General features: G+C 70.5%; 25 protein-coding genes. 13 read left to right on the top strand and 12 right to left on the bottom strand.

The genetic code is table 11. From position 1 onward, the window contains the following. The first annotated feature begins 1 nt into the window (after position 1). The 3 genes from ACZ3KP_RS37420 (at position 2) to ACZ3KP_RS37410 (ending at position 3,068) form a co-directional block, all read left to right on the top strand. Entirely contained in the window at positions 2 to 1,036 is a 1,035-nt protein-coding gene (locus tag ACZ3KP_RS37420) for a pectinesterase family protein (RefSeq protein ID WP_467505180.1), read from the top strand. A gap of 22 nt (positions 1,037 to 1,058) precedes the next feature. Further along, positions 1,059 to 2,171: a right-handed parallel beta-helix repeat-containing protein gene (locus ACZ3KP_RS37415; RefSeq protein ID WP_467505178.1), complete on the top strand. Its 1,113-nt coding sequence runs from the start codon at positions 1,059 to 1,061 to the stop codon at positions 2,169 to 2,171. Positions 2,172 to 2,270: 99 nt separating this feature from the next. Continuing rightward, complete coding sequence (locus ACZ3KP_RS37410) at positions 2,271 to 3,068, top strand: HAD family acid phosphatase (protein WP_467505176.1); 798 nt, start codon at positions 2,271 to 2,273, stop codon at positions 3,066 to 3,068. Between the two features lie 32 nt (positions 3,069 to 3,100). On the opposite strand, the gene ACZ3KP_RS37405 is transcribed toward ACZ3KP_RS37410, so the two are convergent. Both ACZ3KP_RS37405 and ACZ3KP_RS37400 read right to left on the bottom strand, forming a co-directional pair. Continuing rightward, on the bottom strand, positions 3,101 to 3,979 hold the full coding sequence (locus ACZ3KP_RS37405; protein ID WP_467505174.1) for a hypothetical protein: 879 nt from the start codon (positions 3,977 to 3,979) through the stop codon (positions 3,101 to 3,103). Further along, positions 3,976 to 4,545, bottom strand: a complete 570-nt coding sequence (locus ACZ3KP_RS37400; RefSeq protein WP_467505172.1) for a SigE family RNA polymerase sigma factor — start codon at positions 4,543 to 4,545, stop codon at positions 3,976 to 3,978. Before ACZ3KP_RS37400 ends, ACZ3KP_RS37405 begins: the two co-directional genes overlap by 4 nt. Positions 4,546 to 4,725: 180 nt before the next feature. Here ACZ3KP_RS37400 and ACZ3KP_RS37395 point away from each other — a divergent pair, with 180 nt between their 5' ends. After that, complete coding sequence (locus tag ACZ3KP_RS37395; RefSeq protein WP_467505170.1) at positions 4,726 to 6,177, top strand: NCS2 family permease; 1,452 nt, start codon at positions 4,726 to 4,728, stop codon at positions 6,175 to 6,177. Positions 6,178 to 6,300: 123 nt separating this feature from the next. On the opposite strand, the gene ACZ3KP_RS37390 is transcribed toward ACZ3KP_RS37395, so the two are convergent. After that, entirely contained in the window at positions 6,301 to 7,755 is a 1,455-nt protein-coding gene (locus ACZ3KP_RS37390) for a peptidoglycan D,D-transpeptidase FtsI family protein (protein WP_467505168.1), read from the bottom strand. Between the two features lie 81 nt (positions 7,756 to 7,836). Continuing rightward, a complete protein-coding gene (locus ACZ3KP_RS37385; protein WP_132886054.1) occupies positions 7,837 to 8,610 on the bottom strand; it encodes an IclR family transcriptional regulator in 774 nt (257 codons plus the stop codon). A 146-nt stretch (positions 8,611 to 8,756) separates the two neighbouring features. Here ACZ3KP_RS37385 and ACZ3KP_RS37380 point away from each other — a divergent pair, with 146 nt between their 5' ends. The 5 genes from ACZ3KP_RS37380 to ACZ3KP_RS37360 all read left to right on the top strand — a co-directional run bounded on the left by ACZ3KP_RS37380 (position 8,757) and on the right by ACZ3KP_RS37360 (position 13,543). Continuing rightward, entirely contained in the window at positions 8,757 to 10,286 is a 1,530-nt protein-coding gene (locus ACZ3KP_RS37380; protein ID WP_467505166.1) for an aldehyde dehydrogenase (NADP(+)), read from the top strand. 134 nt (positions 10,287 to 10,420) lie between these two features. Next, complete coding sequence (locus ACZ3KP_RS37375) at positions 10,421 to 11,029, top strand: DUF1349 domain-containing protein (RefSeq protein ID WP_467505164.1); 609 nt, start codon at positions 10,421 to 10,423, stop codon at positions 11,027 to 11,029. A gap of 74 nt (positions 11,030 to 11,103) precedes the next feature. Beyond that, complete coding sequence (locus ACZ3KP_RS37370) at positions 11,104 to 11,607, top strand: GNAT family N-acetyltransferase (protein WP_467505162.1); 504 nt, start codon at positions 11,104 to 11,106, stop codon at positions 11,605 to 11,607. Positions 11,608 to 11,667: 60 nt separating this feature from the next. Then, positions 11,668 to 12,384, top strand: a complete 717-nt coding sequence (locus ACZ3KP_RS37365) for a DsbA family oxidoreductase (protein WP_467505160.1) — start codon at positions 11,668 to 11,670, stop codon at positions 12,382 to 12,384. A gap of 97 nt (positions 12,385 to 12,481) precedes the next feature. Further along, positions 12,482 to 13,543 carry an aminotransferase class V-fold PLP-dependent enzyme gene (locus ACZ3KP_RS37360; protein ID WP_467505158.1) on the top strand — a complete coding sequence of 354 codons (1,062 nt, stop codon included), beginning with the start codon at positions 12,482 to 12,484 and terminating at the stop codon, positions 13,541 to 13,543. 80 nt (positions 13,544 to 13,623) lie between these two features. Here the strand turns inward: ACZ3KP_RS37360 and thpD are convergent, their stop codons facing one another. The 5 genes from thpD to ACZ3KP_RS37335 form a co-directional block, all read right to left on the bottom strand. Continuing rightward, positions 13,624 to 14,523, bottom strand: a complete 900-nt coding sequence (thpD, locus tag ACZ3KP_RS37355) for an ectoine hydroxylase (protein WP_358981111.1) — start codon at positions 14,521 to 14,523, stop codon at positions 13,624 to 13,626. Then, positions 14,520 to 14,918 (bottom strand): ectoine synthase, encoded by a 399-nt coding sequence (locus ACZ3KP_RS37350; RefSeq protein ID WP_132886047.1) that lies wholly within the window; start codon positions 14,916 to 14,918, stop codon positions 14,520 to 14,522. Before ACZ3KP_RS37350 ends, thpD begins: the two co-directional genes overlap by 4 nt. A gap of 31 nt (positions 14,919 to 14,949) precedes the next feature. Continuing rightward, a complete protein-coding gene (gene ectB / locus ACZ3KP_RS37345; protein ID WP_358980963.1) occupies positions 14,950 to 16,221 on the bottom strand; it encodes a diaminobutyrate--2-oxoglutarate transaminase in 1,272 nt (423 codons plus the stop codon). 9 nt (positions 16,222 to 16,230) lie between these two features. Then, on the bottom strand, positions 16,231 to 16,746 hold the full coding sequence (gene ectA / locus ACZ3KP_RS37340) for a diaminobutyrate acetyltransferase (RefSeq protein ID WP_360560193.1): 516 nt from the start codon (positions 16,744 to 16,746) through the stop codon (positions 16,231 to 16,233). 239 nt (positions 16,747 to 16,985) lie between these two features. Next, positions 16,986 to 18,095, bottom strand: coding sequence for a pyridoxal-phosphate-dependent aminotransferase family protein (locus tag ACZ3KP_RS37335; RefSeq protein WP_467505214.1), 1,110 nt, complete (start codon positions 18,093 to 18,095; stop codon positions 16,986 to 16,988). A 198-nt stretch (positions 18,096 to 18,293) separates the two neighbouring features. Here ACZ3KP_RS37335 and ACZ3KP_RS37330 point away from each other — a divergent pair, with 198 nt between their 5' ends. From ACZ3KP_RS37330 to ACZ3KP_RS37315, 4 genes are read left to right on the top strand one after another with little or no spacing between them, the layout of a single operon-like run. Then, positions 18,294 to 19,148, top strand: coding sequence for an ABC transporter substrate-binding protein (locus ACZ3KP_RS37330; protein WP_467505157.1), 855 nt, complete (start codon positions 18,294 to 18,296; stop codon positions 19,146 to 19,148). Continuing rightward, the gene (locus ACZ3KP_RS37325; protein ID WP_467505155.1) at positions 19,145 to 19,978 is read left to right on the top strand and encodes an amino acid ABC transporter permease; all 834 of its coding nucleotides are present in this window, start codon (positions 19,145 to 19,147) and stop codon (positions 19,976 to 19,978) included. The genes ACZ3KP_RS37330 and ACZ3KP_RS37325 overlap by 4 nt, the downstream gene beginning before the upstream one ends. Next, the gene (locus tag ACZ3KP_RS37320) at positions 19,975 to 20,760 is read left to right on the top strand and encodes an amino acid ABC transporter ATP-binding protein (protein WP_132886042.1); all 786 of its coding nucleotides are present in this window, start codon (positions 19,975 to 19,977) and stop codon (positions 20,758 to 20,760) included. The genes ACZ3KP_RS37325 and ACZ3KP_RS37320 overlap by 4 nt, the downstream gene beginning before the upstream one ends. Before the next feature lie 10 nt (positions 20,761 to 20,770). Next, complete coding sequence (locus tag ACZ3KP_RS37315; protein ID WP_467505153.1) at positions 20,771 to 21,862, top strand: amidohydrolase family protein; 1,092 nt, start codon at positions 20,771 to 20,773, stop codon at positions 21,860 to 21,862. Positions 21,863 to 21,869: 7 nt separating this feature from the next. Here ACZ3KP_RS37315 and ACZ3KP_RS37310 read toward each other — a convergent pair whose 3' ends face one another. Genes ACZ3KP_RS37310 through ACZ3KP_RS37300 form a run of 3 tightly spaced genes read right to left on the bottom strand, consistent with a single transcriptional unit; the run spans position 21,870 to position 26,447 of the window. Next, positions 21,870 to 24,293, bottom strand: coding sequence for a KGGVGR-motif variant AAA ATPase (locus ACZ3KP_RS37310; RefSeq protein WP_467505151.1), 2,424 nt, complete (start codon positions 24,291 to 24,293; stop codon positions 21,870 to 21,872). Next, positions 24,277 to 25,539: a TIR-like protein FxsC gene (locus tag ACZ3KP_RS37305; RefSeq protein WP_467505150.1), complete on the bottom strand. Its 1,263-nt coding sequence runs from the start codon at positions 25,537 to 25,539 to the stop codon at positions 24,277 to 24,279. Before ACZ3KP_RS37305 ends, ACZ3KP_RS37310 begins: the two co-directional genes overlap by 17 nt. A 35-nt stretch (positions 25,540 to 25,574) precedes the next feature. Then, entirely contained in the window at positions 25,575 to 26,447 is an 873-nt protein-coding gene (locus tag ACZ3KP_RS37300; protein WP_467505148.1) for a macro domain-containing protein, read from the bottom strand. Between the last annotated feature and the right edge of the window lie 4 nt (positions 26,448 to 26,451).

Raw genomic sequence — 26,451 nt, 5'->3', positions numbered from 1 at the left:
GATGCGCCGGCGCACCCTGCTTGCGGGCGTCACCGGCGGCCTGCTCACCGCCGCCGCCCGACCCGCGTCCGCGTCCGGCCGCCGGGTCCTGCACGTCCGTCCCGGGGAGTCGGTCCAGGCGGCCGTCGACAGGGTGGACGGCCCGGGCTGGACGATCGTCGTACATCCCGGGACGTATCGCGAGGTCGTCGACGTGCCCCCGGAGGCTGCGGAGTTGACGGTCCGCGGTGCCCTGCGCGACCCGTGTGCCGTCGTCATCGTCTTCGACCACGCCAACGGGACGAAGAAACCGGACGGGACCACCTACGGCACCGCGGGCTCGGCCACCTTCACGTCGGCCGCGTCCGGGCTGACCGTCCGGGACCTGACCCTGGCCAACGACTGGCTGCGCGCCGACCACCCCGAGATCACCGGCACCCAGGCGGTGGCCGCGTACACCTACGGCGACCGCACCCTCTTCGAGAACGTCCGGCTGCTGGCCCACCAGGACACCCTGTTCGTCGACACGACCACGCTGGACGCCTTCGACCGGCAGTGCTTCCGGCGCTGCTACGTCGAGGGCGACGTCGACTTCGTCTTCGGGCGGGCGACCGCGGTGTTCGACCGCTGCCACTTCCACACCCTGCCACGGGACGTCGGCTTCACCCCCAAGGGCATGGTCTTCGCCCCCTCCACCGCCCGTGCCAACCCGCACGGCATCCTCGCCGTCCGCTCCCGGTTCACCTCCGGCGCGCAGGACGGCGCGTACAAGCTGGCGCGGCCGTGGGTGCCGTCGTACGAGACCACCGCCTGGCCCTCGCTGGTCGTGCGGGACAGCCTCGTCGGCCCCGGGATCGACCCCGTCGCGCCCTACACGAACATGCGGGACGCCTATCCCTGGCAGTCCATGCGGTTCGCGGAGTACCGCAATTCCGGGCCCGGCGCGGTGATCACCGTCCCCGGGAACCGGCCCCAGCTCACCGCCGCCGAGGCCGCGTCGCACACCCCCGCGAGCTACCTCGGCGACTGGACGCCCCGACAGACCCCCGCCATCTGATCGACGAAAGGACCCGCACGTCATGCGTCGACTCAGCACCCTCACCGCACTCGCCGTGACCACGGCGTCGCTCGGACTCGCCGTGATCGCCACCCCGGCGCACGCGGCGACGGTCGTGGTCAGCAACTCCACCGACCTGTCCAACGCCGTCAAGAACGCCACCCCCGGCACCGTCATCCAGGTGCGCGGCGGCACCTACTACCCGACGGCCACCCTCCAGTCCACGGTCAACGGCACGTCGTCGGCGCCCGTCACGCTCACCGCGTACGGCTCGGAGACGGTGAAGATCGACGGCTCGTCGCTGCCCTCGGGCTCATGGATCTTCAAACTGACCGCGGACTACTGGAACGTCTCCGACATCACCTTCCAGAACTCCCCGGACAGCGCGGTCGTCTGCCAGTCCTGCACCGGCACCAACTGGTCGAACATCAAGACCATCAACGGCGGCGACTCCGGCTTCACCCTCACCGGCGACGGGACCGTGAACAACACCGTCAAGAACCTGGACAGCTACGGCAACTACGACGCCGCCGAGCACGGCCAGAACGCCGACGGCGTCGCCATCAAGTTCGGCTCGGGCACCGGCAACCTCGTCACGGGCGCCCGGCTGTACAACAACTCGGACGACGGGATCGACCTCTGGTCCTTCTCCTCGCCGGTCACCATCGAACACACCTGGTCCTTCGGCAACGGCGTCAACCGCTGGGGCGACTCCGCCTTCGAGGGCAACGGCAACGGCTTCAAGCTGGGCGGCAACGGCGTCACCGTCGCGCACGTCGTCAACAACTCGGCCGCCTGGGGCAACGCGGGCAACGGGTTCACCGAGAACTCCAACACCGGTGCGATCGCCGTCAACCGCACCACCGCCTACGCCAACTCCAAGTGGGGCTACTACTTCGCCACCGGCGCGGCCCGCCTCGGCAAGAACCTCGCGGTGAGCAACGGCGGCGGCTCCGTCACCAAGGGCTCCGCCGTGGTCTCCGCGGGCAACAACTGGGACAGCGGCGTCAGCACCCCCGCCTTCAGGTCGACGGACGCCGCGACGGCGTACAACGCCCGCCGGTCGGACGGCTCGCTGCCCGCGACGACCTTCCTGACCACCGGCAGCACGACCATCGGCGCGACGATGAACTGAGCCGCCCAGGGCGCTTGACCCGGTTTTTGCCCGCCGATGAGGTATCGATCGGGCAACGGGTCTCGCGCCCACCCGGGTGACGCGCGTAGAACTCCTGTCATGAATAAGTCACTTCGGATCGCGGCGGTCGTCGCCTCCTGTGCCGTCGCCGGAGGCGCCCTCTACGGCGCCGGTGCCGCCACCGCTGGCCAGTCCACGGCGAACTCCACCCACGAGCCCTACAACATCGGGCTCCTGGTGAAGGACATCGACACGTACTACGGCACCACCGCCGACGCGAACGGCGTGTACCAGGCGTCCCCGGACAGCCCGTACGCCAGGGACCTGGCGCGCATCGACGCGGCCGTCGAGCGCCAGATCGACAAGGCGGCGCGCACGGCGCACCGCCACGGCGAGAAGCCCGCGGTGGTCTTCGACATCGACGACACGCTGCTGCTCAGCCTCGACTACGAGAAGCGCTACAACTACACGTACAACGCCACCACCTGGGCCGACTACGTCAATAAGGCCGACCGGCCCGGCGTCTTCGGCAGTGCCGAACTGGTCCGGTACGCGCAGAGCAAGGGCGTCGAGGTCTTCTACAACTCCGGCCTCAGCGAGGCGCAGCGCGCCGCCGCCGTCGCGAACCTGAAGAAGATCGGCGCCGACGTCAACCTCGATGCCGCCCACATGTTCCTCAAGGACAAGGCCGCCCCGCCGTCCTACCTGAGCGCCTGCGCCACCCCGGGCACCTGGAACTGCACCACGGTGCAGTACAAGTCCGGCACCCGCAAGCACATCGAGGAGGACCTCGGGTACGACATCGTCGCCAACCTCGGCGACCAGTACTCGGACCTGGACGGCGGTTACGCGGACCGCACGTACAAGCTGCCGAACCCGACGTACTTCGTGTCGTAACCGGGATCGTCGGCAACCCTTTCCGGTCGCCGCTACGAGTCGCCCCCGGTGCCGGTGCCGGTGCCGGTGCCGGTGCCGGTGCCGGTGGGGGGCGTGAAGCCGCCGGTCACCGCGTACTGCTTGCCGGTCGTGTCGCCGCCGGTGATCGTGTACGTGTCGCCCCTGGCGTCGCGGCCGCCCTGCCGGTGGTTGTACTGGCCCGCGAACACCCATGTGCCGACGGCGACCTCGCGGCCCGGCTTCAGCGTCCACGTGTAGACCAGGAAGCCGTCCTGCTCGGCCACCGCCAGGGCGAAGTCGGTCTCCGGCAGCGAGCGCCAGGCGCCGGTGCTCGACACCCCGCCGGTCTGGGCCACCTGCAACCGCACCGTCAGGGACGTCAGCCGGCCGGTGGTCCTCAGGGTCACGTCGGACTGCGCCCAGAAGTCGTTGCTGTGCGAGTCCACCGAGCCGTCCGACCACAGCGGGCCGTCCCGCTCGCCCGTCGCGGCGGACGAACTCGCGGTGGACTTCGGGGAGGAGGACGGCGTCGCACCCGGCCCGGAGGGGGCGGACGCCGAGGGCGGGGCGGGCGCCGGCGGGGCCGCCGAGTGGGAGGGCGGGCGGCTCGTCGCGTCCGGGGAGGCGGAGGGCGTCGGAGAGACCGCGACCGTCTTCTCGGCGGGGGCGGGCTTCACGGCCGACGCGACCGCGTAGCCGCCGACGCCGAGGACCGCGGCGACCGCGGCCGTGGCGCTCATCACCCGGATCCAGCCGGCCGCCGGCCGCAGGGTGGCGCGATGGCCGGGGCGGCTCTGCGCGACCATGCCCCGCTCGACCCGGGCCAGGATGCGGGCACGGTCGGGTTCGTGCGCCTCGGCCGCCTCGTGCAGCCGGGCGCGCAGCTCGTCGTGCACGTCCTGCCGCCTCATCGGTTCCTTCCTCCGCTCTGCCCGACGCGCGGTGCCACCGCCGCCTGCACCCGCCGCGGAACACCCTGCTCGCCGAGCAGCCTCCGCAGTTCGGCCATGCCCTTGGACGTCTGGCTCTTCACCGTACCCACCGAGATCCCCAGGGCGAGCGCGGTGTCCTTTTCCGACAGGTCGAACGCGTGCCGGAGGACCACGCACGCGCGTTTGCGAAAGGGCAGGCGGCGCAACGCCCCCTGGACGTCCACGACTCCGGCGACGTCCGGGTTCTCGGTCCGCTCCTCGCGGTGCGACCAGAACAGGGCGATCCGGCGCCGCTCGCGCACGGCGCTGCGGATGCGGGTGCGGGCCAGGTTGAGGACGACGCCCCGGGCGTAGGCCACCGGGTGGTCGGCCGCGCGCACCCGGTCCCAGCGGTGCCACAGCGCCAGCAGCGCGTCGGCCGCGAGGTCGTCGGCGGCGTCGGCCTCGCCGGTCAGCAGATGGGCCAGCCGGGAGAGTTCGGCGTAGTGGCGTTCGAAGAAGGCGTGGAACTCCACGGAGGCGGCGTCGTCGACGACTGTGCCCACGTGTGACCTCCGAAGGAACGTTCCGGCGAGAAGCGGAGCGTAGCAGTGATCATTCGGTGTGCCTGGTACGGGGGTTCCGTGCATCTGCGTCCGATTCCGTAACACGAGGAAAACCTGAAACGCGTTCGACGAGGGAACAATCCAGCCAGCATCCGCACACCGACGCTCAGGAGTACGACCATGTCCGAGACGCAGAAGGTGGACCGGCCGAGAGACGCCGCGCCGCCTGCCGGGAACGGCGTCGACCGGTTCTTCAGGATCTCCGAACGGGGGTCCAGCTTCGGCCGGGAGATACGCGGCGGCTTCGCCACGTTCTTCACGATGGCCTACATCCTCGTCCTGAACCCCATCATCCTCGGCAGCGCCAAGGACAAGTTCGGCCACACCCTCGACACCGGTCAACTCGTCACCGCGACCGCACTGGTGGCCTGCGTGATGACGATCATCATGGGTGTCGGCGGCAACCTCCCGCTCGCCATCGCGGCCGGGCTCGGCCTCAACGCCGTGGTGGCCTTCCAGCTGGCGCCCCTGATGAGCTGGTCCGACGCGATGGGCCTGGTCGTCCTCGAAGGCCTGCTGATCTGCGTGCTCGTGGTGACCGGGCTGCGTGAGGCGATCATGAACGCCATCCCGCAGCAGATGAAGCAGGCGATCGGCGTCGGTATCGGCCTGTTCATCGCGTTCATCGGCTTCGTCGACGCCGGCTTCGTCAGCCGGATCCCGGACGCCGCGGACACCACCGTGCCGGTGCAGCTGGGCGCCGTGGGCCGGCTCACGGGATGGCCCGTCCTCGTCTTCTGCGCCGGCGTGCTCCTGACCATCGCGCTGGTCGCCCGCAAGGTGAAGGGCGCCATCCTGATCAGCATCGTCACCATGACCGTCGTGGCGATCGTCATCAACTCGGTCGCCGACATCAAGAGCTGGGGCCTGACCACGCCGAAGGTCCCCGACAAGATCGTCTCGCCGCCCGACTTCGGGCTCATCGGTCACTTCAGCCTGTTCGGCGGCTTCGCCAAGGCCGGTGTGCTCACCGCCGTACTGCTGGTCTTCACCCTGATCCTGTCCGACTTCTTCGACGCCATGGGCACGATCGTCGGCATCAGCGCGGAGGCCGGGCTGCTGGACGACAAGGGGCAGGTGCCCGGCATCGGGCGGGTGCTGTTCATCGACGGCGCGGCGGCGGTGGCCGGCGGCCTCGGGTCGGCCTCCTCCAACACGGCGTACATAGAGTCGGCGGCCGGAGTGGGGGAGGGCGCCCGCACCGGGTTCGCCAACCTCGTCACCGGGGGGCTGTTCGGACTCGCCCTCTTCCTCACCCCGCTGCTGACCATCGTGCCGCTCCAGGCGGCGGCGCCCGCGCTGATCGCCGTGGGCTTCCTGATGATGACCCACGTCAAGCACATCGACTGGGACAAGTACGAGATCGCCATCCCGGCGTTCCTGACGATCGCCGCGATGCCGTTCACCTACTCGATCACGGACGGCATCGGGGCCGGGTTCCTGGCGTACGTGGTGATCAAGGCGGTGCTGGGGAAGGCGAAGGAGGTCAGCTGGCTGTTGTGGGTGGTGTCGGCGCTGTTCCTGGTGTACTTCGCCATCGACCCGGTGGAGCAGGTGCTGGGCGTGAAGTAGGGGGGCGGGGCGCGGGAGTGCGTGGTCGGCCGCGGGTTCGTCGTGGCTGGTCGCGCCCGCGGGGCGGTAGCCGCACATGGCCTACCGCCCCGCGCCCCTTGAGGGGCACTCCGGCTCGGGGTGTTACTTCAGCGCCGCCTGCATCATCGCCTTGGCCACCGGCGCCGCCAGGCCGTTGCCGCTGACCTCGGACCTCGCCGCGTCGGACTGTTCGACCATCACCGCCACCGCGACCTCCTTGCCGGTGCTGTTCGACCTGCCGTACGACGTGAACCAGGCGTACGGCGTCTTGCTGTTGTTCTCACCGTGCTGGGCGGTGCCCGTCTTGCCGCCCACCGTGACCCCGGCGATCCGCGCGTTCGTGCCCGTGCCCTGCTCGATGACCGTCTGCATCGCGGACTGGAGCTGCTCCGCCGTGGACGAGCTGACGATCTCCTTGGTGCTCGTGTCGTCGTCGTAGTTCTTGAGCACGTCGCCGCCGCTGTCGGTGATCTGGGAGACCAGGTGCGGGGAGACCAGCTTGCCGCCGTTGGCGATGGCGGCCGACACCATGGCCATCTGGAGCGGCGTCGCGGTGACGTCGAACTGGCCGATGCCGGAGAGGCCGGTCTGGGCCTTGTCCATGTCCTTGGGGTAGACGCTGGCGTAGGCCCGTACGGGGATGTCCAGCTTGCTGTCGTCGAAGCCGAACTTCTCGGCCATCGCCCGCACCTTGTCCTGGCCGAGGTCGACGGCCATCTTGCCGAAGACGTTGTTGCAGGAGTACTGGAGGGCCACCCGGATCGGGGCGTTCTCACAGGGCGCCGAGGTGCTCTCGTTCTTCAGCGGGGTCGTGGTGCCCGGCAGGGTGTACGGGATGGGGCTGACCGTCTTGTCGTCGACGTTCTTGTAGAGCCCGTCCTCCAGCGCGGCCGCCGCGACCACCAGCTTGAACGTCGAACCCGGCGGCAGCGGCTGGCGCAGCGCCCGGTTGGTGAGCGGTTTGTCCGCGTCGGCGTTCAGCGACTTCCAGGCCGCGCCGGCGGTGTTCGCGTCGGTGAGCGTGTCGGGGTCGTACGACGGGGTGGACACGACCGCCAGGATCCTGCCGGTCTTCGGGTCGATCGCGACCGCCCCGCCCTTCTTGTCGCCGAGCGCCCTGTAGGCCGCCTTCTGGACGTCCGGGTCGATCGTCGTGATCACGTTGCCCGGGTCGGCGCGTTCTCCGGTGAGCGTGTCCATCACCGTCTTCAGCCGGTTGTCGGTGCCGTTGAGCAGGTCCTGGTAGATGCCCTCCAACTGGGTCGGGGCATAGCTCTGCGAGGCATATCCCGTCACCGCCGCGTACAGCTTGCCGGCCGTGTAGGTGCGCTTGTACGCGAGGTCGCTGCCCGACGTCCGTGCCGAGCCGGTGATCGCGTCACCGGCCACGATGATGTTCCCGAGCGGCTGCGAATACGTCTGGATCGCGTTCCGCCGGTTGTACTTGTCGTCCGCGAGGGCCTGACCGTCGTAGAACTGCACCCACGTCGCCCTGCCCAGCAGGGCGAGCACGAGCAGCAGTGTGAAGACGGACGCCCGCCTGATCGTCTTGTTCATCCCGCTCGGACAGACGAGCGAAAGCGGGGCGCGCGTTCCCGTCGCCGTGGAATTCTCATCGTCCGCTCATGCGGACGCCGGTCAGAGCCGTCGCGTCGCCAGGGTCAGCCGGTCCCGGGCGTCGAAGAGGGCGTCCTTGATCATCTGCTCGTGGGCGGGGGTCAGCCGGGCCACCGGGACCGAGCAGCTGATCGCGTCGCGGGCCGGGGTGCGGTAGGGGATCGCCACGCCGAAGCAGCGCAGGCCCAGCGTGTTCTCCTCGCGGTCGACCGAGAAGCCCTGCTCGCGGATCTGGTGCAGCTCCTCGATGAGCTTCTCGCGGTCGGTGAGGGTGTGCTCGGTCAGCGCGGGCAGCGTCTCCGGCAGCAGCTTGCGGACCTGTTCGTCGGTGTGGGTGGCGAGCAGCGCCTTGCCGAGGGAGGTGGAGTGGGCGGGCAGGCGGCGGCCGACCCGGGTGAAGGGGCGCAGGTAGTGCTGGGACTGGCGGGTGGCCAGGTAGACCACGTTGGTGCCGTCCAGGCGCGCCAGGTGGATGGTCTCCGTGGTGTCGTCGGAGAGTCGGTCCAGGGTCGGGCGGGCCGCCGCGACCACCTCGTCGCCGTCGATGTAGGACGTGCCGACCAGCAGCGCCCGCACCCCGATGCCGTACCGGGTGCCGGTCGCGTCCGTCTCCACCCAGCCCAGCTCCACCAGGGTGCGCAGCAGCATGTAGAGGCTGGACTTGGGATATCCGACGGCCTCCTGGACCGCCGCGAGGGAGTGCATACCGGGGCGGCCGGCGAAGTACTCGAGCAATTCCACGGTCCGCACCGCGGACTTGACCTGCGCCCCGCCGCCTGTCTCGCCTGCCGCCATCGCCCTTGACCCCTTCGTTGGACGGGAAACCGAAGATATAGTCTCCAACAGCATATTCATCATCAGAGACAGCGTTCAGTATATCGAACATCCCTGGTGAATGACCCGGATACTGCGGCAGAACGCAACTCATGGAGGGACCCGCGGTGGCAGCAGCACCAGTCTGGAGTGTCGACCCGCGCACCGGGAAGCAGCGCGAACAGGTTGCGGTGGAGGCCACAGCCGAGGAGGTGGACGCCGTCGTCACGGCCGCGCACGCGGTACGCGGCTCCCTCGCCGACCGCACCGTCCGCGCGGCCTTCCTGCGCTCGGCCGCCGCCGGACTCGAAGCGGCCAAGGACCGCCTGGTCGAGGCCGCCGACGCGGAGACCGCGCTCGGCCCGGTCCGGCTCACCGGCGAACTCGCCCGCACCGCCTACCAGCTGCGGGCCTTCGCGGACATCGTGGACGAGGGCGCCTTCCTCGACGTCGTCATCAACCACCCCGACGCCACCGCCACCCCGCCCATCCCGGACCTGCGCCGCTACAAGGTCCCGCTGGGTGTCGTCGCCGTCTACTCGGCCTCCAACTTCCCCTTCGCCTTCTCGGTCGCCGGCGGTGACACCGCGAGCGCGCTGGCCGCCGGTAACCCGGTGGTCGTCAAGGCCCACCCCGACCACCCGGCACTGTCCGAGCTGGTCGCGAAGGTGCTGCGCCGGGCCGCCGCCGAGCACGGCGTCCCGGAGGCCGTGGTCGGTCTCGTGCACGGCTTCGAGGCCGGTCTCGAGCTGATCAGGCACCCGCTGATCGCCGCGGCCGGCTTCACCGGTTCGGTCCGCGGCGGGCGGGCGCTGTTCGACGCCGCCGCGGCGCGTCCGGTCCCGATCCCCTTCCACGGCGAACTGGGCTCCCTGAACCCGGTTCTCGTCACCGAGGCCGCCGCCGCCGAGCGCGGTGGCGAGATCGGTGCCGGGCTCGCCGGTTCGATGACGCTGGGCGTCGGACAGTTCTGCGTGAAGCCCGGCCTGGTGCTGGTGCCGTCGGGTGCCGCGGGGGACGGACTGGTCAAGTCCCTCACGGACGCGGTCAGCGACACCGACGCGGGCGTGCTCCTCGACCACCGGATGCGGGACAACTTCCTCTCCGGGGTCGCCGAACGCGCCGAACTCCCCGACGTGGAGAGCCCGGTGACGCCGGGAGCGGGGGGCGAGCACACCGTCAGCGCGGGGTTCCTGTCGGTCGCGGCGGACAAGCTGGCCCGCGCGGGCGCTTACGACCTGCTCCTGGAGGAGTGCTTCGGGCCGGTGACCGTGGTGGTGCGGTACGAGGACCGTGACGAGGCGACGGCGGTGCTGTCGCGGCTGCCGGGGAACCTCACGGCGACGGTCCACCTCTCCGCCGAGGAGGCCGCGGGGCAGGGGCTCGGCGCGGAGATCCTCGCGGAGCTGACGCCGCTGGCCGGGCGCGTGCTGGTCAACGGATGGCCGACGGGGGTCGCCGTGGCTCCGGCCCAGCACCACGGGGGTCCGTACCCGGCGACGACGTCCACGTCCACGTCCGTGGGCGGTACGGCCATCGAGCGGTGGCTGCGGCCGGTGGCGTACCAGGGTGCGCCGTCGGCTCTGTTGCCCGCGGAGCTTCGGGACGAGAACCCGCTGGGGCTGCCGCGGCGGTTCAACGGGGTGCTGGAGCGGTAGCGGCGGGCGGGCGCGGGTGCGTTGCGGCCTGACGGTTCGTCGTGACCGCCCGCGCAGTTCCTCCCCCCCCCCCAGCCTTCGGCCGGGGGCCCCAGCGCCCCCTTTGGGGCGCATGCTCCTGACACAATCCGACCATGGACCTGGAACTTCCCGAACTCCCTTTCTCCCTCCGTACCTACGGGCCCGACGGACACTGGTTCTATGAGGACGGTGTGCTCACCGGGTGGGCCGGGGCACGGCAGGACCGGTTCGTGCCGCCCACCGGGGAGGCGCTCGAACCCGCCTCGGACGCGCCCCGGCTGCTGGGGGCGCCCGAAGGGGACTTCCAGCTGATCGCCCGGGTCACCGTCGGGTTCGGTGCCGCCTTCGACGCCGGTGTGCTGTACGTCCACGTCGGCGACCGGGCCTGGGCCAAGCTCTGCCTGGAGAACTCCCCGGACGTGCCCACTGTCTGCACGGTGGTCACCCGGGGTCACTCCGACGACTCCAACGCCTTCACGGTGGAGGGCAGTTCGGTCTGGCTGCGGATCAGCCGCACCGGCCGGGCACTGGCCTTCCACGCCTCCCGCGACGGCCGGAAGTGGACCTTCGTCCGGCTCTTCACGCTCGGCGGCGAGAAGGAGACGGACGCCGCGCTGGTCGGCTTCATGACCCAGTCGCCGCTCGGCGAGGGCTGCGTGGTGACGTACGACCACATCGAGTTCAGGCCCGGCTGGCCGGACGACCTGCGCGACGGAAGCTGACGGACGCCGGGGGGCACGCCCGGCCGAGCACCGGGGGAGGAACCGGGGGCGGCCGCGGGCACGTCATCCGTCGCATGACCAGTGACCACGCGCACGCCCCTCGCGTCATCCGGACCGCGCTGCCCGCCGAGGCGGAGAAGATCGCCGCGCTGCACCGCCGGGCCCGGTCGACGTACTACCCGGACGGCCTGCCGGACGACGGGACCGACTGGACGGCGGTCTGGCGGGGTGCCGTGGGCCGCCCCGACGGCCAGGTGCTGTGCGCGGTCGAGGCGGGCGAGATCGTCGGCGTCGCCTCCTTCCGCGTCCCCGAGGACGGCCCCGCCGGGACGGTCAAGCTGTTCCAGTTCCACGTCGACCCCGGCCGCTGGGGGGCCGGAATCGGCCGCGCCCTGCACGCCGCCTGCGTGGAGCAGTGGCAGGCCGACGGGAGGCGGACGGCCGTCCTGGACGTGCATGCCGGCAACCGGCGGGCCCAGGCCTTCTACGCCCGCCTCGGCTGGGTGCCGGACCCGGACCACCCGCCCGCCGAGGACGACCATCATCTGCACCTGCGCTGTCCGGTCGGCGGGGAATGAAGCGCGCTGGTTGAAGGTTCAGGTACTGGAAGACCTCTTACTACCTGGAGAGCGGAAGACATGCGCGTCGAGATCTGGAGCGACATCGCCTGCCCGTGGTGCTACGTGGGCAAGGCCCGCTTCGAGAAGGCGCTGGCCGCCTTCCCGCACCGGGACGAGGTCGAGGTGGTGCACCGCTCCTTCGAGCTGGACCCCGGTCGCGCCAAGGGCGATGTCCAGCCGGTGCTCGCCATGCTCACCAAGAAGTACGGGATGAGCGAGGCCCAGGCCCAGGCGGGCGAGGACAACCTGGGCGCGCAGGCCGCCGCCGAGGGCCTCGACTACCGCACCCGGGGCCGTGACCACGGCAACACCTTCGACATGCACCGGCTGCTGCACTTCGCCAAGGAGCAGGACCGGCAGGACCAGCTGATCCAGATCCTGTACCGGGCGAACTTCGCCGAGGAGCGGTCCCTCTTCACCGAGGGCACCGACCGGCTCGTGGAGCTCGCGGTGGAGGCCGGGCTGGACGAGGCGGCCGTGCGTGCGGTGCTCGCCGACCCCGCCGCCTACGCCGACGAGGTCCGCGCCGACGAGCGCGAGGCCGCCGAGCTCGGGGCGAACGGGGTGCCGTTCTTCGTCCTCGACCGGAAGTACGGTGTCTCGGGCGCCCAGCCCGCCGAGGTGTTCACCCAGGCGCTCAGCCAGGCCTGGGGCGCGCGCTCCCCGCTGAAGCTCATCGACGACGGCGGTGCCGAGGCCTGCGGGCCGGACGGGTGCGCGGTCCCGCAGAACTGAGAAGCCGCAGGTCAGGCGATACGCATAAGCGTTCCTTGGCGGGTCCTGCAAGAACTTCGCAATGGACGGGGGGTGTCCCGGGCCGCAGAGTGGACCCATGGAGACCACGGAGACGTTCGAGAGCCTCGTCCGCGCCGAGTTCGCCCCCAAGAGCATCTACCTCAACACCGCCAGCAACGGCCTGCTGCCCGCCCGCACCGTGACCGCCCTGCACGAGGCGGCGCTGCTGCGGGCCGAAGGACGTCCGATCACCTCGCTGTACGAGGACGTGGAGGCGTGCCGGGCCGCCTACGCCCGGCTCGCCGGTGTCCCGGCGACCAGGGTGGCCGTGGGCGCCTCGGTCGCCGCGCACACCGGCGTGATCGCCGCCTCGCTGCCGGCCGGCGCGGAAGTCCTCACCGCCGAGGACGACTTCACCTCCGTGATGAACCCGTTCCACGTCCGCGGCGACCTCAAGGTCCGTTCGGTGCCGCTGGAGCGGGTCGCGGAGTCCGTCCGCCCCGGTACCGCCCTGGTCGCGGTCAGCGCCGCCCAGTCGGCGGACGGCCGGATCGCCGACCTGCCCGCGCTGCGCGAGGCCGCCCGCAGCCACGGGGCCCGCACTTACGTGGACTTCTCCCAGGCCGCGGGCTGGCTCCCGATGGACGCCGACGCCTACGACTTCACCGCGTCCGTGGGCTTCAAGTGGCTGCTGGGCCCGCACGGCGCGGCCTTCCTGGTGGTCCCCGAGGACTTCGGCGGGCTGACCCCGGTGCTCGCGGGCTGGGTCGCGGCCGAGGTGCCGTGGGACAGCTGCTACGGCCCGGTCGCCGAACTCGCCCACTCCGCACGCCGGTTCGATCTCACCCACGCCTTGTTCACCTGCGCGGGCCTGCGCCGCTCGCTCGATCTGGTCGAGGAAATCGGCGTGGCCGCCGTGCACAGCCACGACGTGGGCCTCGCCGACCGGTTCCGGGCCGGGCTCACGGCCCTCGGGCACGAACCCGTGCCCGCGCCGGGCTCGGCGATCGTCTCCGTCCCCGGGCTCGGCGGCCGCCAGCCGGAGCTGAGCCGGGCCGGCATCGAGGTCTCCGACCGCGCCGGCAACCTGCGTGCGGCCTTCCACATCTACAACACCCCCGCCGACGTGGACCGCCTGCTGGACGTCCTCGGGGACTGACCGGCTCGGCACGGCACGGCCCGGGGGCCGCCACGACGAACGTGACGGCCCCCGGGCCGAGCGCCGAGCAGAGAACACGCTCAGCGGATGGGCGTGAAGTCCCGCGCCCCGATGAACTCTGGCCTGCGAATCGGAGCCGCGAACGGTTCCACCGCCGCGTTCTCCACGCTGTTGAACACGATGAAGACGTTGCTGCGCGGGAACGGCGTGATGTTGTCGCCGGAGCCGTGCATGCAGTTGCAGTCGAACCAGGTCGCCGAACCGGCCCGGCCGGTGAACAGCTTGATGCCGTACTGCGAGGCCATCTCCGTCAGCGCCTCGTCCGAGGGCGTGCCCGCGTCCTGCATCTGCAGGGACTTCTTGTAGTTGTCCTTGGGCGTGGCGCCGGCACAGCCCAGGAACGTGCGGTGCGAACCCGGCATGATCATCAGGCCGCCGTTGGTGTCGTAGTTCTCGGTCAGGGCGATCGAGACGGACACCGTGCGCATGTTCGGCAGGCCGTCCTCGGCGTGCCAGGTCTCGAAGTCCGAGTGCCAGTAGAAGCCGCTGGCCCCGAACCCCGGCTTGACGTTGATCCGCGACTGGTGGACGTACACGTCCGAGCCGAGGATCTGCCGGGCCCGGCCGACCACCCGCTCGTCGTGCACCAGGTTGGCGAAGACCTCGCTGATCCGGTGCACCTCGAAGACGGAGCGGATCTCCTTGGACTTCGGCTCCACGATGGAGCGTTCGTCCTCCCGGATCGCCGGGTCGGTGACGAGCCGTTCCAGCTCCCGCCGGTACCCGGCGACCTCGTCGTCCGCGAGCAGCTGGTCCACGGCGAGGAAGCCGTCCCGCTCGAAGGCCTCCAGGTCGCCGGTGGCGAACGGCCCGGCCGCACCGGGCGCCGACCAGACGACGGGGTCCTTGCGGGGCACGGAGACCTCGACCGGGCCACGGGTCGGGTACAGGTCGGTGATCGTGGTCGTGGTCATGGTCAGCCCTCCTCCGTCAGCAGGGGATAGACGCCGTTCTCGTCGTGGTCCTCCCGGCCGGTGACCGGCGGGTTGAACACGCAGATGCAGCGGAAGTCCTCCTTGACGCGCAGCGTGTGCCGCTCGTGCCCGTCGAGGAGGTACATGGTGCCGGGCGTGATCGTGTACGACGTCCCGGTCTCGCGGTCGGTCAGCTCGGCCTCGCCCTCGACGCAGACCACGGCCTCGATGTGGTTGGCGTACCACATCGACGTCTCCGTGCCCGCGTACAGGATCGTCTCGTGCAGCGAGAAGCCGACCCGCTCCTTGGCGAGGACGATGCGTTTGCTCTCCCAGGTCCCCGACGCGGACCTCACGTGGCGGTCGGTGCCTTCGATTTCCTTGAACGATCGGACGATCACGGTGCTGTACAGCCTCCTTGCTTGATCCTGGTCAGACGGTTTCCCGGACGGCCCGGGCGAGGATGCTGAGCCCCTCGTCCAGTTCCTCCGGCGTGATGGTCAGGGCGGGCAGCAGTTTGACGACCTCGCTCTGCGGGCCCGACGTCTCGATGAGCAGCCCGAGCTCGAAGGCGCGCTCGGCGACCCGCCCGGCGCGCTCCTTGTCGTGGAACTCCAGGCCCCACACCAGCCCGCGGCCCCGGTACTCCCGCACGTCGGCGAGGTTCTCCTCGACGATGGCGATGAGCCCCTGCTCGACCTGCTCTCCCTTGGTCCGGGTCTGCTTCTCCATCGCCGGACCGTCGGTCCAGTAGGACTCCAGGGTGGCGGTCGCGGTGACGAAGGCGGGGTTGTTGCCGCGGAAGGTGCCGTTGTGCTCGCCGGGCTCCCACACGTCCAGCTCGGGCTTGAACAGGCACAGCGACATGGGCAGTCCGTACCCGCTGATCGACTTCGAGACGGTGACGATGTCGGGGACGATGCCGGCCTCCTCGAAGGAGAAGAAGGCGCCGGTGCGGCCGCAGCCCATCTGGATGTCGTCGACGATCAGCAGCATGTCCTGCCGCTCGCACAGCTCCTTGAGGGCGCGCAGCCACTCGGGCCGGGCCACGTTGATGCCGCCCTCGCCCTGCACGGTCTCCACGATCACCGCGGCGGGCTTGTTGAGCCCGGACCCCTGGTCCTCCAGGAGCCGCTCGAACCACAGGAAGTCCGGCACGGTCCCGTCGAAGTAGTTGTCGAACGGCATCGGCGTGCCGTGCACCAGCGGAATGCCCGCCCCGGCCCGCTTGAAGGCGTTGCCGGTGACGGCGAGCGACCCGAGGGACATCCCGTGGAAGGCGTTGGTGAACGACACGATCGCCTCGCGTCCCTTCACCTTGCGGGCGAGTTTCAGCGCCGACTCCACGGCGTTGGTGCCCGTCGGCCCGGGGAACATGACCTTGTACGGCAGGTCGCGCGGGCGCAGCACCAGGTCCTGGAAGGCCTTCAGGAACGACCGCTTGGCCGTGGTCGACATGTCGAGGCCGTGGGTGACCCCGTCCCGTTCCAGATAGTCGAGCAGCGCCCGTTTCAGCACGGGGTTGTTGTGGCCGTAGTTGAGTGAACCGGCGCCGGCGAAGAAGTCGAGGTACTCGCGTCCGTCCTCGTCGTACATGCGGCTGCCCCGGGCCCGGTCGAACACGGTCGGCCAGCTGCGGCAGTAGCTGCGGACCTCGGACTCCAGGGTCTCGAAGACGCTGAGATCAGGCTGAGTGATGGTCACGAGGGCTCCTCAGTGCGATGTGGGGGTCAAGGGGCCTATGCGGTACAGGACTTCGGGGTCGTGCGGACCGTCGGGGAACTCGCCGGCCTCGAACAGCACCGTGCGCTCGACGGTGGCGCCGTGCCGGGCGGCGTACGACGTGAACAGCCGCTCGGAGGCCGTGTTGCCGGGGGTGATCGTGGTCTCCACGGCGCTGAGCGGGCGCTGTGCGGCCACCTGCGCCGTGAGGCCGTCCAGCAGCCGTGCCGCGATCCCGCGCCCGCGCTGCGCGGCGTCCACGGCCACCTGCCAGACGAGCAGGGTGTCCGGCCGGTCCGGACGGCGGTATCCGGTCACGAACCCGACGGGCTCGCCGTCCGCGCCGCGGGCCACCGCGGAGGTGTCGGCGAAGTCCCGGCACCACAGCAGATAGCTGTACGAGGAGTTCAGATCGAGGTTTCCGGAATCCTTGGCGATACGCCAGAGAGCGGCGCCGTCGGTCACCGAAGGACGGTCGACGATCAGGTCTGCTTGTGGGGCAGTCATGCGGATTGAATTTAGCGAGGCAAATGCAAAAATGCACGGCAGGGGGGCTGATTGCCCCGCCCGGCCGCGCCTCGATGTCCAGATATGTCCCACCGCAAAACGGGCATATCACTCTGCTTTGTGGAGTATGTCACAGGGTTGAAACCTGGACGAAATTTCCCTCGTTTAGCTCCGCAAAAAGCGGGCAGAAGAACTCGGGTAAGCCATCCATGGAAAAGCAATTCGGAATTACCTTGAATTCAGGACCCGGTAACCCAGACGGACTCCACCGACTGCCGAGCCCTCTCCAGGTCCACCGGCAGCCCCTGCTTCGCCAGGCCCGCCCCGATCGCCGCCAGGCTCGACTGGACGGCGCCCACCGTCGCGTCCGTCCCGTAGTGGTTGACCCGGATCATCTCCCCGGCCAGCGCGCCCCCGCCCGCGGCCAGCGGCAGCGTGCCGTCGCCCGCCAGGGCTCCCGCGACCAGATCCGAGGCCACCACGCCCGGCGGTACTCGCAGGGTCGTCGCCACCGGCGCCGCGTCGGCCTCCTCGTACACGTACGGCTCCAGGCCGCCGCCGAGCGCCACCGCGCCGGCCCGTGTCGCCAGCGCCGCCGTACGGTGCCGGGCCATCACGGTCTCCGGGCCGTCCGTCTCGATCCGCTCCACGCACGCCTCCAGCGCCAGCATCTCCAGCTGTGCCGGAGCGTGCGGCAGCACCCTGCGGCCGCCGTCGATCCAGCGCTCCTTCCAGTCGAGGAGCGAGAGGTAGGAGCGGCGCGGGGCCCGCGGGTTCGCCGCCATCCGGGCCCAGGCCCGCTCGCTCACCGACACCGCCGACACGCCGGCCGGGCCGCCCATCGCCTTCTGCGCGCCGATCACGCACAGGTCCACGCCCCAGGCGTCCGGCAGCACCGGCTCGGCCCCGACCGAGGCCACCGCGTCCAGGTAGAAGAGGGCACCCTGCTCCCGTACCGCCTCGCCGATCTCGGCGACCGGGTTGGTGTTGCCGGTCGCCGCCTCCGCGTGCACCAGGGAGACGAAGTCGATCTCCGGGTGCGCGGCGAACGCCGACCGGATCTCCGTGGCCGTCACCGCCGTGTGGAACGGCGCGGCCAGGTCGATCACGGTCGCGCCGCAGTCCCGCAGCCAGTTCCCGAAGGTCTGCCCGTAGGGGCCGGTGATCACGTTCAGCGCGGTGGTACCCGGACCGGCCGTCGCCCTGATCGCGCCCTCCAGCGGCAGCAGCGCCTCGCCCTGCATGATCACGACGTCCTGGCGGGTATCCATCAGCCGGGCCACCCGGTCCTCGATCGCGGCGAAGTGCGCGGGGCTCAGCGGGGGCAGGTCGAGGAAGGGGTGGGTCACGGCGGTGCTCTCTTCGCTCACGGAGGGACAGATCACGACGAGCGTAACGGGCGGCCTTCGACCCCCTTTGACCGGCGACTTCTCAGGCCGAACGGGGTCGTGGCCATGGGATTGGTTTGAGAGAACCAAACATCTCCTTATAATCGGAAGTCGTAGAACCGGAATGCACCGCTCCATCACAGACTCGCAGGAGGTCCCGTGACCACGCTCCTCGGGCGCCGCCGGGCTCGCGCCCTGGCCGCCGCCACCGCCGCGGCCGGGCTGGCCCTCGTGGCCGGCTGCACGTCGAGCGGCAACGGCTCCAGTGCCTCCAGGACCGCCGCGGGCGGCGTCGAACTCGTCAAGGCCGGTCAGCTCACCACCTGCACCCACCTGCCCTACCCGCCGTTCCAGTCGGAGATCAACGGCAAGGTGCAGGGCTTCGACGTGTCGATGGTCGACCTGGTCGCCAAGGACCTCGGTGTGAAGCAGCAGATCCTCGACACCCCGTTCGAGAACTTCAAGACCGGCGCCTTCCTCAACTCCGGCCAGTGCGACCTGGCCGCGGCCGGTATGACCATCACCGCCGAGCGCAAGAAGAACGTCGACTTCTCCGACCCCTACTTCGACGCCACCCAGGCCCTTCTCGTCGACAAGAACAGCGGCATCACCTCGCTCGCCGACGCCAAGGCCAAGGGGGCCAAGCTGGGTGCCCAGGCACAGACCACCGGTGAGGACTACGCCAAGAAGCAGGGCTTCGACCCGGTCTCCTTCGAGTCCTCCGACGCGGTCCTCAACGGACTGCGCACCGGCCAGGTCAAGGCCGTCATCATCGACTACCCGGTGGTCCAGGGCTGGCTCAAGGACAAGGCCAACGCGGACGCCTTCCGGCTCGTGGGCAACATCAACACCGGCGAGCAGTACGGCTTCACGGTGAAGAAGGGCAACACCAAGCTGCTCGCGGCCGTCAACAAGGCGATCTCCGACGCCAAGGCCGACGGCACGTACAAGAAGCTGTACGAGAAGTGGATCGGCCCGTACGACGCGAAGGCCGCGTCACCCGCCGCCTCATGACCGCCGCCGACACCGAACTCCAGCCGCGCCGCAAAGGTCTGAGCCGGCGGCAGAAGCGCACTCTGTCACGCGGGGCGCAGTACGTCGTCTTCGTGGCCGCCGTGGCCGCCTTCGCGGTCGGCGCCGACTGGGGCCGGCTGCAGAACCAGTTCGCCCAGTGGGGCATCGCCCGGCAGATGTTCCCGGACGTCATCACGCTCGCGCTGAAGAACACCGTGCTCTACACGGTGTCCGGCTTCGTCGTCGGACTTGCCCTCGGCATGGTGATCGCGCTGATGCGGCTGTCGTCGGTGGGTCCCTACCGCTGGCTGGCCGGCCTCTACATCGAGATCTTCCGCGGCCTGCCCGCCCTGCTGATCTTCATCTTCATCGGGGTCGCCGTCCCGCTCGCCTTCCCCGGCACGGAGATCATCGGCGGCACCTACGGCAAGGTGGCCCTCGCCCTGGGCCTGGTCGCCGCCGCCTACATGGCCGAGACCATCCGCGCGGGCATCCAGGCGGTTCCCAAGGGCCAGCTGGAAGCAGCCCGTTCGCTCGGCTTCTCACCCGCCCGCGCCATGGTCTCGATCGTCATCCCGCAGGCGTTCCGGATCATCCTGCCGCCCCTGACCAACGAACTGGTGCTGCTCTTCAAGGACTCCTCCCTGGTCCTCTTCCTGGGCGTCACCCTGGAGGAGCGCGAACTGTCCAAGTACGGCCGCGACCTGGCCAGTACGACCGCCAACTCCACGCCCATCCTCGTGGCCGGCCTGTGCTACCTGCTGGTCACGATCCCGCTCGGCTTCGTCGTGCGCCGCATGGAGGCCAAGGCCCAGGAGGCCGTGCGATGAGCCGACCCGAGATCGAGGTGAAGGGCCTGCACAAGTCCTTCGGCGACAACGAGGTGCTGCGCGGCATCGACCTGGAGATCGGCCGCGGCGAGGTCGTCTGCGTGATCGGCCCGTCCGGCTCCGGCAAGTCGACCCTGCTCCGCTGCGTCAACCTCCTCGAGGAGCCCACCAGGGGCCAGGTGTTCGTCGGCGGCACCGAACTGACCGACCCCGACGTCGACATCGACGCCGTGCGCCGCCGTATCGGCATGGTCTTCCAGCAGTTCAACCTCTTCCCGCACCTCACCGTCACCGAGAACCTCACGCTCCCGCAGCGCAGGGTGCTCCGCCGCGACAAGGCGCAGGCCGCGCGCGTCGCCGCCGAGAACCTCGCACGGGTCGGCCTGTCCGAGAAGGCCGATGCCTACCCGGCCTCCCTCTCCGGCGGCCAGCAGCAGCGCGTGGCCATCGCCCGCTCGCTGTCGATGGGCCCGGAGGTGATGCTCTTCGACGAGCCCACCTCGGCACTCGACCCGGAGCTGGTCGGCGACGTCCTCGCGGTGATGCGGATGCTCGCGGACGAGGGCATGACGATGATGGTCGTCACCCACGAGATGACCTTCGCCCGCGAGGTCGCCGACCGGGTCGTCTTCATGGACGGCGGGGTGATCGTCGAGGACGGCACCCCCGACCGGGTCATCGGGGACCCGGCCCACGCCCGCACCCGCCACTTCCTGTCCCGGCTGCTCGACCCGGCCATGGCCCAGGTGGAGGAGGAGACCCCGGACAGCCCGTCGTCCTAGGCTGACCCCCATGAGCGATCAGGCGGTGCTGCACGTGAAGGGCCGGGTCCTCGCGGGGCCCGAGGACGTCCGCGACGAACTGTGGGTGGTGGGCGGCCGGGTCTCCTACGACCGCCCCGCCGGCGCCCGTGACGTCAGGACCGTCACGGGCTGGGCGCTTCCCGGCCTGGTCGACGCCCACTGCCACGTCGGCCTCGGACCGCACGGCCCGGTCGACGCGGCGACCGCCGAGAAGCAGGCCCGCACCGACCGCGAGGCCGGCACCCTCCTCATCCGGGACGCCGGGTCGCCCTCCGACACCCGCTGGGTCGACGACCGCGACGACCTCCCGAAGATCATCCGGGCCGGCCGGCACATCGCGCGCACCCGCCGCTACATAAGGAACTTCGCCCACGAGATCGAACCGGCCGACCTGGTCGCGTACGTCGCCCAGGAGGCCCGGCGCGGCGACGGCTGGGTCAAGCTGGTCGGCGACTGGATCGACCGCGACCTCGGCGACCTCGCCCCCAGCTGGCCCCGCGACGCGGTCGAGGCGGCCATCGCCGAGGCCCACCGGCTCGGCGCCCGGGTCACCGCGCACTGCTTCGCCGAGGACTCCCTCCAGGACCTGGTCGAGGCCGGCATCGACTGCGTCGAGCACGCGACGGGTCTGACGGAGGACCTCATCCCCCTGTTCGCCGCACGGGGCGTCGCGATCGTCCCGACCCTCGTCAACATCGCGACCTTCCCGCGGCTCGCGGCCGGCGGCGACGAGAAGTTCCCGCGCTGGTCGGCCCACATGCGCCGGCTCCACGAGCGCCGCTACGACACCGTGCGCGGCGCCTACGACGCCGGCATCCCCGTGTACGTCGGCACGGACGCCGGCGGCAGCCTCGCCCACGGCCTGGTCGCCGACGAGGTCGCCGAACTGGTCACCGCCGGCATCCCGCCCGTCGACGCGCTCGCCGCCACCAGCTGGGCGGCCCGCGCCTGGCTCGGCAGGCCCGGTCTGGAGGAGGGCGCCCCGGCGGACCTGGTGGTGTACGAGAGCGACCCGCGCGCCGACGTACGCGTCCTGGCGTCCCCCCGACGGGTGGTGCTGAACGGGACGGCGGTCGCCTGAGCGGGGGTCAGGCGACCGCCGAGTGCAGGAGACTGTGCAGGTCGCGCCGGGCTGACTCCTGCTCCTCCGGACCGAGGTCCGCGAGCACGAAGGTCTGTACGAGCCGGTGAACTCTGAGTGTGTCCTTTCCGAGGCGGTCGACCTCCGCCAGACAGAACCGCTCCAGGTCGGCGACGAGGCCTTCGAGCTGGGACCGAGCTCGCAGCGCGGGGTCGTGCCGGCGCAGCACCGCGAGGGCCTCGGCGCCGCACACGGTCTGCAACGACAGTTGCAGGGGCCAGAAACAGCAGCACAGCTGGAGCAGACGGCAGGCGGCGGGCGATCTCTTTCGCAGAGCGGCCTGTGCCATCCTCGTCGGCGCCTGGGCCGCCACCGCCCTCGGGCCACCCGAACCGGGGGCCGGCTCGCCGGGGCCCAGTTCGCCGAGGCACTCGTCCACCGTGCCGCCGGTCGCCGCCAGCCATGCGCCGACCTGGTCGAGGGCGAGTGGGGGCAGCTCGCCGAGAGTCCTGGCGAGGTCGGTGGCCGCGAGGGCGCTCAGTCCCGGCGCCCGGCCCCGCAGCAGTTCCACCCGTCTGATCGGCGCGATGTGGTCCAGCAGCACGGTGTGGGCCCGGTTTTCCCAAGCGGCGTCACGCACCGTGAGCAGCACCCGGCCCGGTTCCGACGGCAGCAGTCCGGCCAGCTCCTCCGGGTCGGCGGCGTCGTCGTACACCAGGAGCCAACGGGCGTACGGTTGCCCGTCCTGAAGGCGGGACAGTGCCTCGGTGGCGCTGTCCTCGGCACTGTCCTGCGGCGCCAGCCCCAGAGCCGTAGCCAGCCGGGCCAGTGACTGCGTCGCGAGTCGGCGCTCCACCCCACGCACCCACCACACCAGGTCGTAGTCCGCACGGAACCGGTGCACGTACTCGACGGCCAGCTGGCGGCGGCCCATCCCCATCCCCGTGGCGCGCACGGCCACCCGGCGGCTGACACCCAGGGCGTCGTGCACGGTGTCCAGCAGGACGTCCCGTCCGAGGAAGCGCGGGTTGCGCGGCGGCGCCTCACTGACCGTCGGCAGATGGTTCGGGAAGCCGGGAGCGGTATCGGCCGTGGAGGCGCAATCCCTGGCGTCGACGGAGCGCAGCACGGCCGTCCGTGCCTGTCCCTCGTCGAGCCCGGTGAGCTCGACGGGGGCGAGCTGCGCGAACTGCGGTGTCGGCGCCGCCGAGTCGTCGATGCGCAGCAGCACGGGTGGGGGCGCACCCTCGGCGGAGGGCCAGTCCGCGCCGGAGCGCGGGGAGCCCAGGAACGCCGACGACAGCAAGATCACCGTGCGTGGGGCGGCGCCGTCCTGCCGGCCGGCGTCGAAGGCCGAGGGGGCCACCTGGAAACCGGCCTGCGTCAGTACGTGCCGCACCCAGTCTGCCCACATCCGGTCCTGGGGCGCCGAGAGCAGCACGAGCGGTGTCGTCTCGGGAGCCAACGGACGCCGGAACGCCCCGAGATGGTACTTGCGCAGGCTCTCGTCGAGCTCGGGCAGCCGCGTTACCCGCCCTCCGGTGATCGCCGCGGTCAGTCTCTCGTAAGCCGAAAGCAGGCTGTCCGTCTCACCGGGTGGGTCCTTGAAGGTGGCCAGCACCTCCTCGTGCTCGTAGCCCGTGCGATGCGGGATGCGGTTCTCCTGCCAGTAGCGGTGGGCGGAGTCCGCGGACAGCCCGTGTGGCAGGCCCGCGAAGCGTGCCCTGGCCATCGCTTGGCCCGCCGCGAAGGCCGCTCTGCGTGCCGTGTTGACCCGCATCGGCACGGGCAGGATGCGGATCTCCCGGCTCCCCGGCTTCCCCAGCACATGCTGCGCGGTCAGCGCCGCGCCGTCGATGCTCTGGTCGTTGAGGGTGAAGCAGCTGACGAGGGTGTCCGGCAGCTCGCGGATGCAGATGTCGACCGCGCTGCCCATGCCGGACCGGCTGTCGATCAGCACGAAGTCGTAGTCGCGTTGCCAGCGTTCCCGCAGCGCCTTCAGGAAGCGGCCGTCGAGTTCGTTCCAGCGGAACGACTGGAGTGTCGCGTGGTAGTTGCGGTCCTGCCGGCCCGCCGGGAGACAGTTCAGCCAGCCAGGGCCGGGGAAGGCCCATTTGACGGACATGGCGTGCTCGACGTCGGCCTGCCGCCGGTAGAAGCCCTCGTCGGGCAGTCCCCGGCGGCGTGCCGCGTCCGCGAAGTCCGCGAACAGGTCGATCAGGCCCGGGGTCGTGCCGAGCGCCCCCGGGGGAAGGAAGGGCTTGAAGTAACGGGGCAGTCCGCCCGGCGTCTCCAGGTCCCAGTCCACGGCCAGCACACGGTGGCCGTTGGCAGCCAGGATCCAGGCCACGTTGGCCAGCGCCATGGTCCGTCCGACGCCGCCCTTGTACGAGTAGAAGGTGATGATCCTCCCGTCACGGTTCTCTGTCACCGGAGTCCTCCGGGGAGACGAGGGGAGCCGTGAGCCTGGGACGAGGCCGCGCGGGCGGAGCGGAGACGGCGACGTGCCGGGCGAACTCCGCGTAGGAGTGCCGGACAAGCAGGCTGAGCGCGTCGGGGAAGGACTCCTGGCTGCCGACCCCGGAGACGGATGCCCTGGACACCGCCCGGGTGAACCGGATGAGCTGCGGAATCACGTTCTCCAGCCGCGCGGGATCGGGCGCCCCCGGGGCAAGGGCGTCCGGATCCTGGCGGTTCCAGGGGATCATCACCCGGGTCCATGGGGTGGCCCGCTTGTCGAACCACGACAGCTTGGCGCTCAGCTCCGGGTCCAGCAGCGCCCAGGGATCCACCAGCAGCAGAGTGGGGCCGCGGGACGGACTGAAACCACTCGACCGGTCGAGGGCCTCGTCCAGGGAGTACACCTCGACATGGAGTCCGAGGAGGCGGTTCAGCTCCTCCGCGAACATCGCCAACGGCCGAGTGGTGAACGGATGGTAGGGGTTCCAGTCGACTTCCCGCGCGCCGTAGGCTCCCCCGTCGCGGCCGTCGGGCAGTTGGTCCTCCCGGGCTGCGGCGACCACGATGCTCAGGGGCCGGAGCTCGCGGTGCCGGTCGAAAGCGCTCGGTAGATCCTCGAACACCGGTGGTGCGGACGGGGGAAGCCGGCTCGCACGGGCCACCCGGACGATCCGCTCGGACAGTTCGAAGACGGCCTCTTCGTAGTCGTCCCGCAGCCGGCTGAGTTTGATCAGACCGTACAGCCCGTTGTTCTCGTAGCGCTGGTTGAACGAGGAGAAGTCGAGGTGCAGGTGCCGGGCGGAGTCGGGGAGCTGCTCGAAGTCGACGCGGGTCCACAGCGCCGGGACGATCCCGAGCGGTTCGTGGGCACCGGCCGCCCTCGCCCGCACGACGCGCTCGTTGAACGCGTACCACTCACGTCCGCACATCTCGTTGGAGAAGTAGCGCGGCGAGAGCAGCGGCACGAAGACACGGCAGGTGGCGAGGCTCATGCTGAGCGTCTCGGACCAGCTTTCCCCGACCCGCAACGTCCGGTCCATGAAGCCCACTTGCGATCCGGCGGGGAGGTCGGTGAGGGCCATGATGTGCTCGCAGAGATCCCGATACAGCAGATGCACCCAGTGGTCGGGGTCGCCGCCCTCGGAGCCCCAGGACGGGGTACGGGCGTAGCTCAGAAAGAAGTACGGGCCAGACCGGTCCGCCGGCGTCCCACGCATCCGCTCCCGCTTCCTCCTCCTACGCTGCCGTCGTCTCACAACGACCGCAGGAAGACCCCGAGTTCGAGCATGTCAATACGGTAGTAGTCCCGGGGATGCACCACCACGGTCAAAGACCGGCACACCCCCCGCGCCCGGGCGTGCGCCACGAAGGACAGCAGGATCATCTTCAGCAGGCTCGCGTGGTCCATGTTGTTGATGCGTGCGAGATCCGACCCGGTGATGGGCATGGCGACCTCATCGCGGTACCCGTGCAGGCGGATCGTCTCCCACAGCTGCGCGAGGCCGCTCCAGAGCTGCTCGGTGCTGCAACTGGTGGCCAGGTCGTTGTCCAACCGCCCGTAGGCAGCGCAGAAGTAGCTGCGTTGCGAGTCCTTGAGGACGGCGACCGTGCCCACGGGGTAGCGCACCAGTTTCCCGATCCGCTTCGTCTCCCGTGTCTCCCGGCCCACCGGGGAAACCTGTGCGAGGGCGTCCTCCAGCAGGGCGTCCAGCAGAGCGACGTCACCCGAGTGCACCCGGTGCAGGAACTGTCCCTGGACACTGCGGCGGGCGACCAGGGCCTCGTCGGCGGTGTCGGTGTCGAACGTGTCCGTGAAGCCGACGACCAGGTGACACGTGCGGTCGAACAGGTCGCCCACCTCGACGGTCACGCTGAAGTCGGGATGGGTGAAGTCGCGGCTGACCCTGTCCCTGGGCCGGGCGAGCACGATCGCCGCCGCGAACGCGAGCGCCGCGATCCCGAGAAAGGCGGGCCAGCGGACCAGGGCGAGATCGGGCCAGAAGGCCAGTACGAGTTGAGCGGTACCGGCCAGCACACCGAACTGGACGGCGTAGGTACGCCCCAGCAGAGCGAGTCCGTGCCGCGTGCCGAACAACGTCCGCAGGCGCTCGCTCGGGCGGGCCACCGGG

This window comes from Streptomyces sp. NPDC020958, from assembly GCF_055562175.1.
This window is presented reverse-complemented; position numbering and strand designations above follow the sequence as displayed.

Excerpts from the sequence above, each read along its gene's own strand:
- ACZ3KP_RS37365 (WP_467505160.1), top strand. The coding sequence starts at position 11,668 with ATGCGCGTCGAGATCTGGAGCGACATCGCCTGCCCGTGGTGCTACGTG.
- ACZ3KP_RS37405 (WP_467505174.1), bottom strand. The coding sequence starts at position 3,979 with ATGAGGCGGCAGGACGTGCACGACGAGCTGCGCGCCCGGCTGCACGAG.
- ACZ3KP_RS37415 (WP_467505178.1), top strand. The coding sequence starts at position 1,059 with ATGCGTCGACTCAGCACCCTCACCGCACTCGCCGTGACCACGGCGTCG.
- ACZ3KP_RS37395 (WP_467505170.1), top strand. The coding sequence starts at position 4,726 with ATGTCCGAGACGCAGAAGGTGGACCGGCCGAGAGACGCCGCGCCGCCT.
- ectA (WP_360560193.1), bottom strand. The coding sequence starts at position 16,746 with ATGACTGCCCCACAAGCAGACCTGATCGTCGACCGTCCTTCGGTGACC.
- ACZ3KP_RS37360 (WP_467505158.1), top strand. The coding sequence starts at position 12,482 with ATGGAGACCACGGAGACGTTCGAGAGCCTCGTCCGCGCCGAGTTCGCC.
- ACZ3KP_RS37320 (WP_132886042.1), top strand. The coding sequence starts at position 19,975 with ATGAGCCGACCCGAGATCGAGGTGAAGGGCCTGCACAAGTCCTTCGGC.
- ACZ3KP_RS37305 (WP_467505150.1), bottom strand. The coding sequence starts at position 25,539 with ATGCGTGGGACGCCGGCGGACCGGTCTGGCCCGTACTTCTTTCTGAGC.
- ACZ3KP_RS37385 (WP_132886054.1), bottom strand. The coding sequence starts at position 8,610 with ATGGCGGCAGGCGAGACAGGCGGCGGGGCGCAGGTCAAGTCCGCGGTG.
- ACZ3KP_RS37390 (WP_467505168.1), bottom strand. The coding sequence starts at position 7,755 with ATGAACAAGACGATCAGGCGGGCGTCCGTCTTCACACTGCTGCTCGTG.
- ACZ3KP_RS37375 (WP_467505164.1), top strand. The coding sequence starts at position 10,421 with ATGGACCTGGAACTTCCCGAACTCCCTTTCTCCCTCCGTACCTACGGG.
- ACZ3KP_RS37315 (WP_467505153.1), top strand. The coding sequence starts at position 20,771 with ATGAGCGATCAGGCGGTGCTGCACGTGAAGGGCCGGGTCCTCGCGGGG.
- ACZ3KP_RS37370 (WP_467505162.1), top strand. The coding sequence starts at position 11,104 with ATGACCAGTGACCACGCGCACGCCCCTCGCGTCATCCGGACCGCGCTG.
- ACZ3KP_RS37420 (WP_467505180.1), top strand. The coding sequence starts at position 2 with ATGCGCCGGCGCACCCTGCTTGCGGGCGTCACCGGCGGCCTGCTCACC.
- ACZ3KP_RS37325 (WP_467505155.1), top strand. The coding sequence starts at position 19,145 with ATGACCGCCGCCGACACCGAACTCCAGCCGCGCCGCAAAGGTCTGAGC.
- ACZ3KP_RS37410 (WP_467505176.1), top strand. The coding sequence starts at position 2,271 with ATGAATAAGTCACTTCGGATCGCGGCGGTCGTCGCCTCCTGTGCCGTC.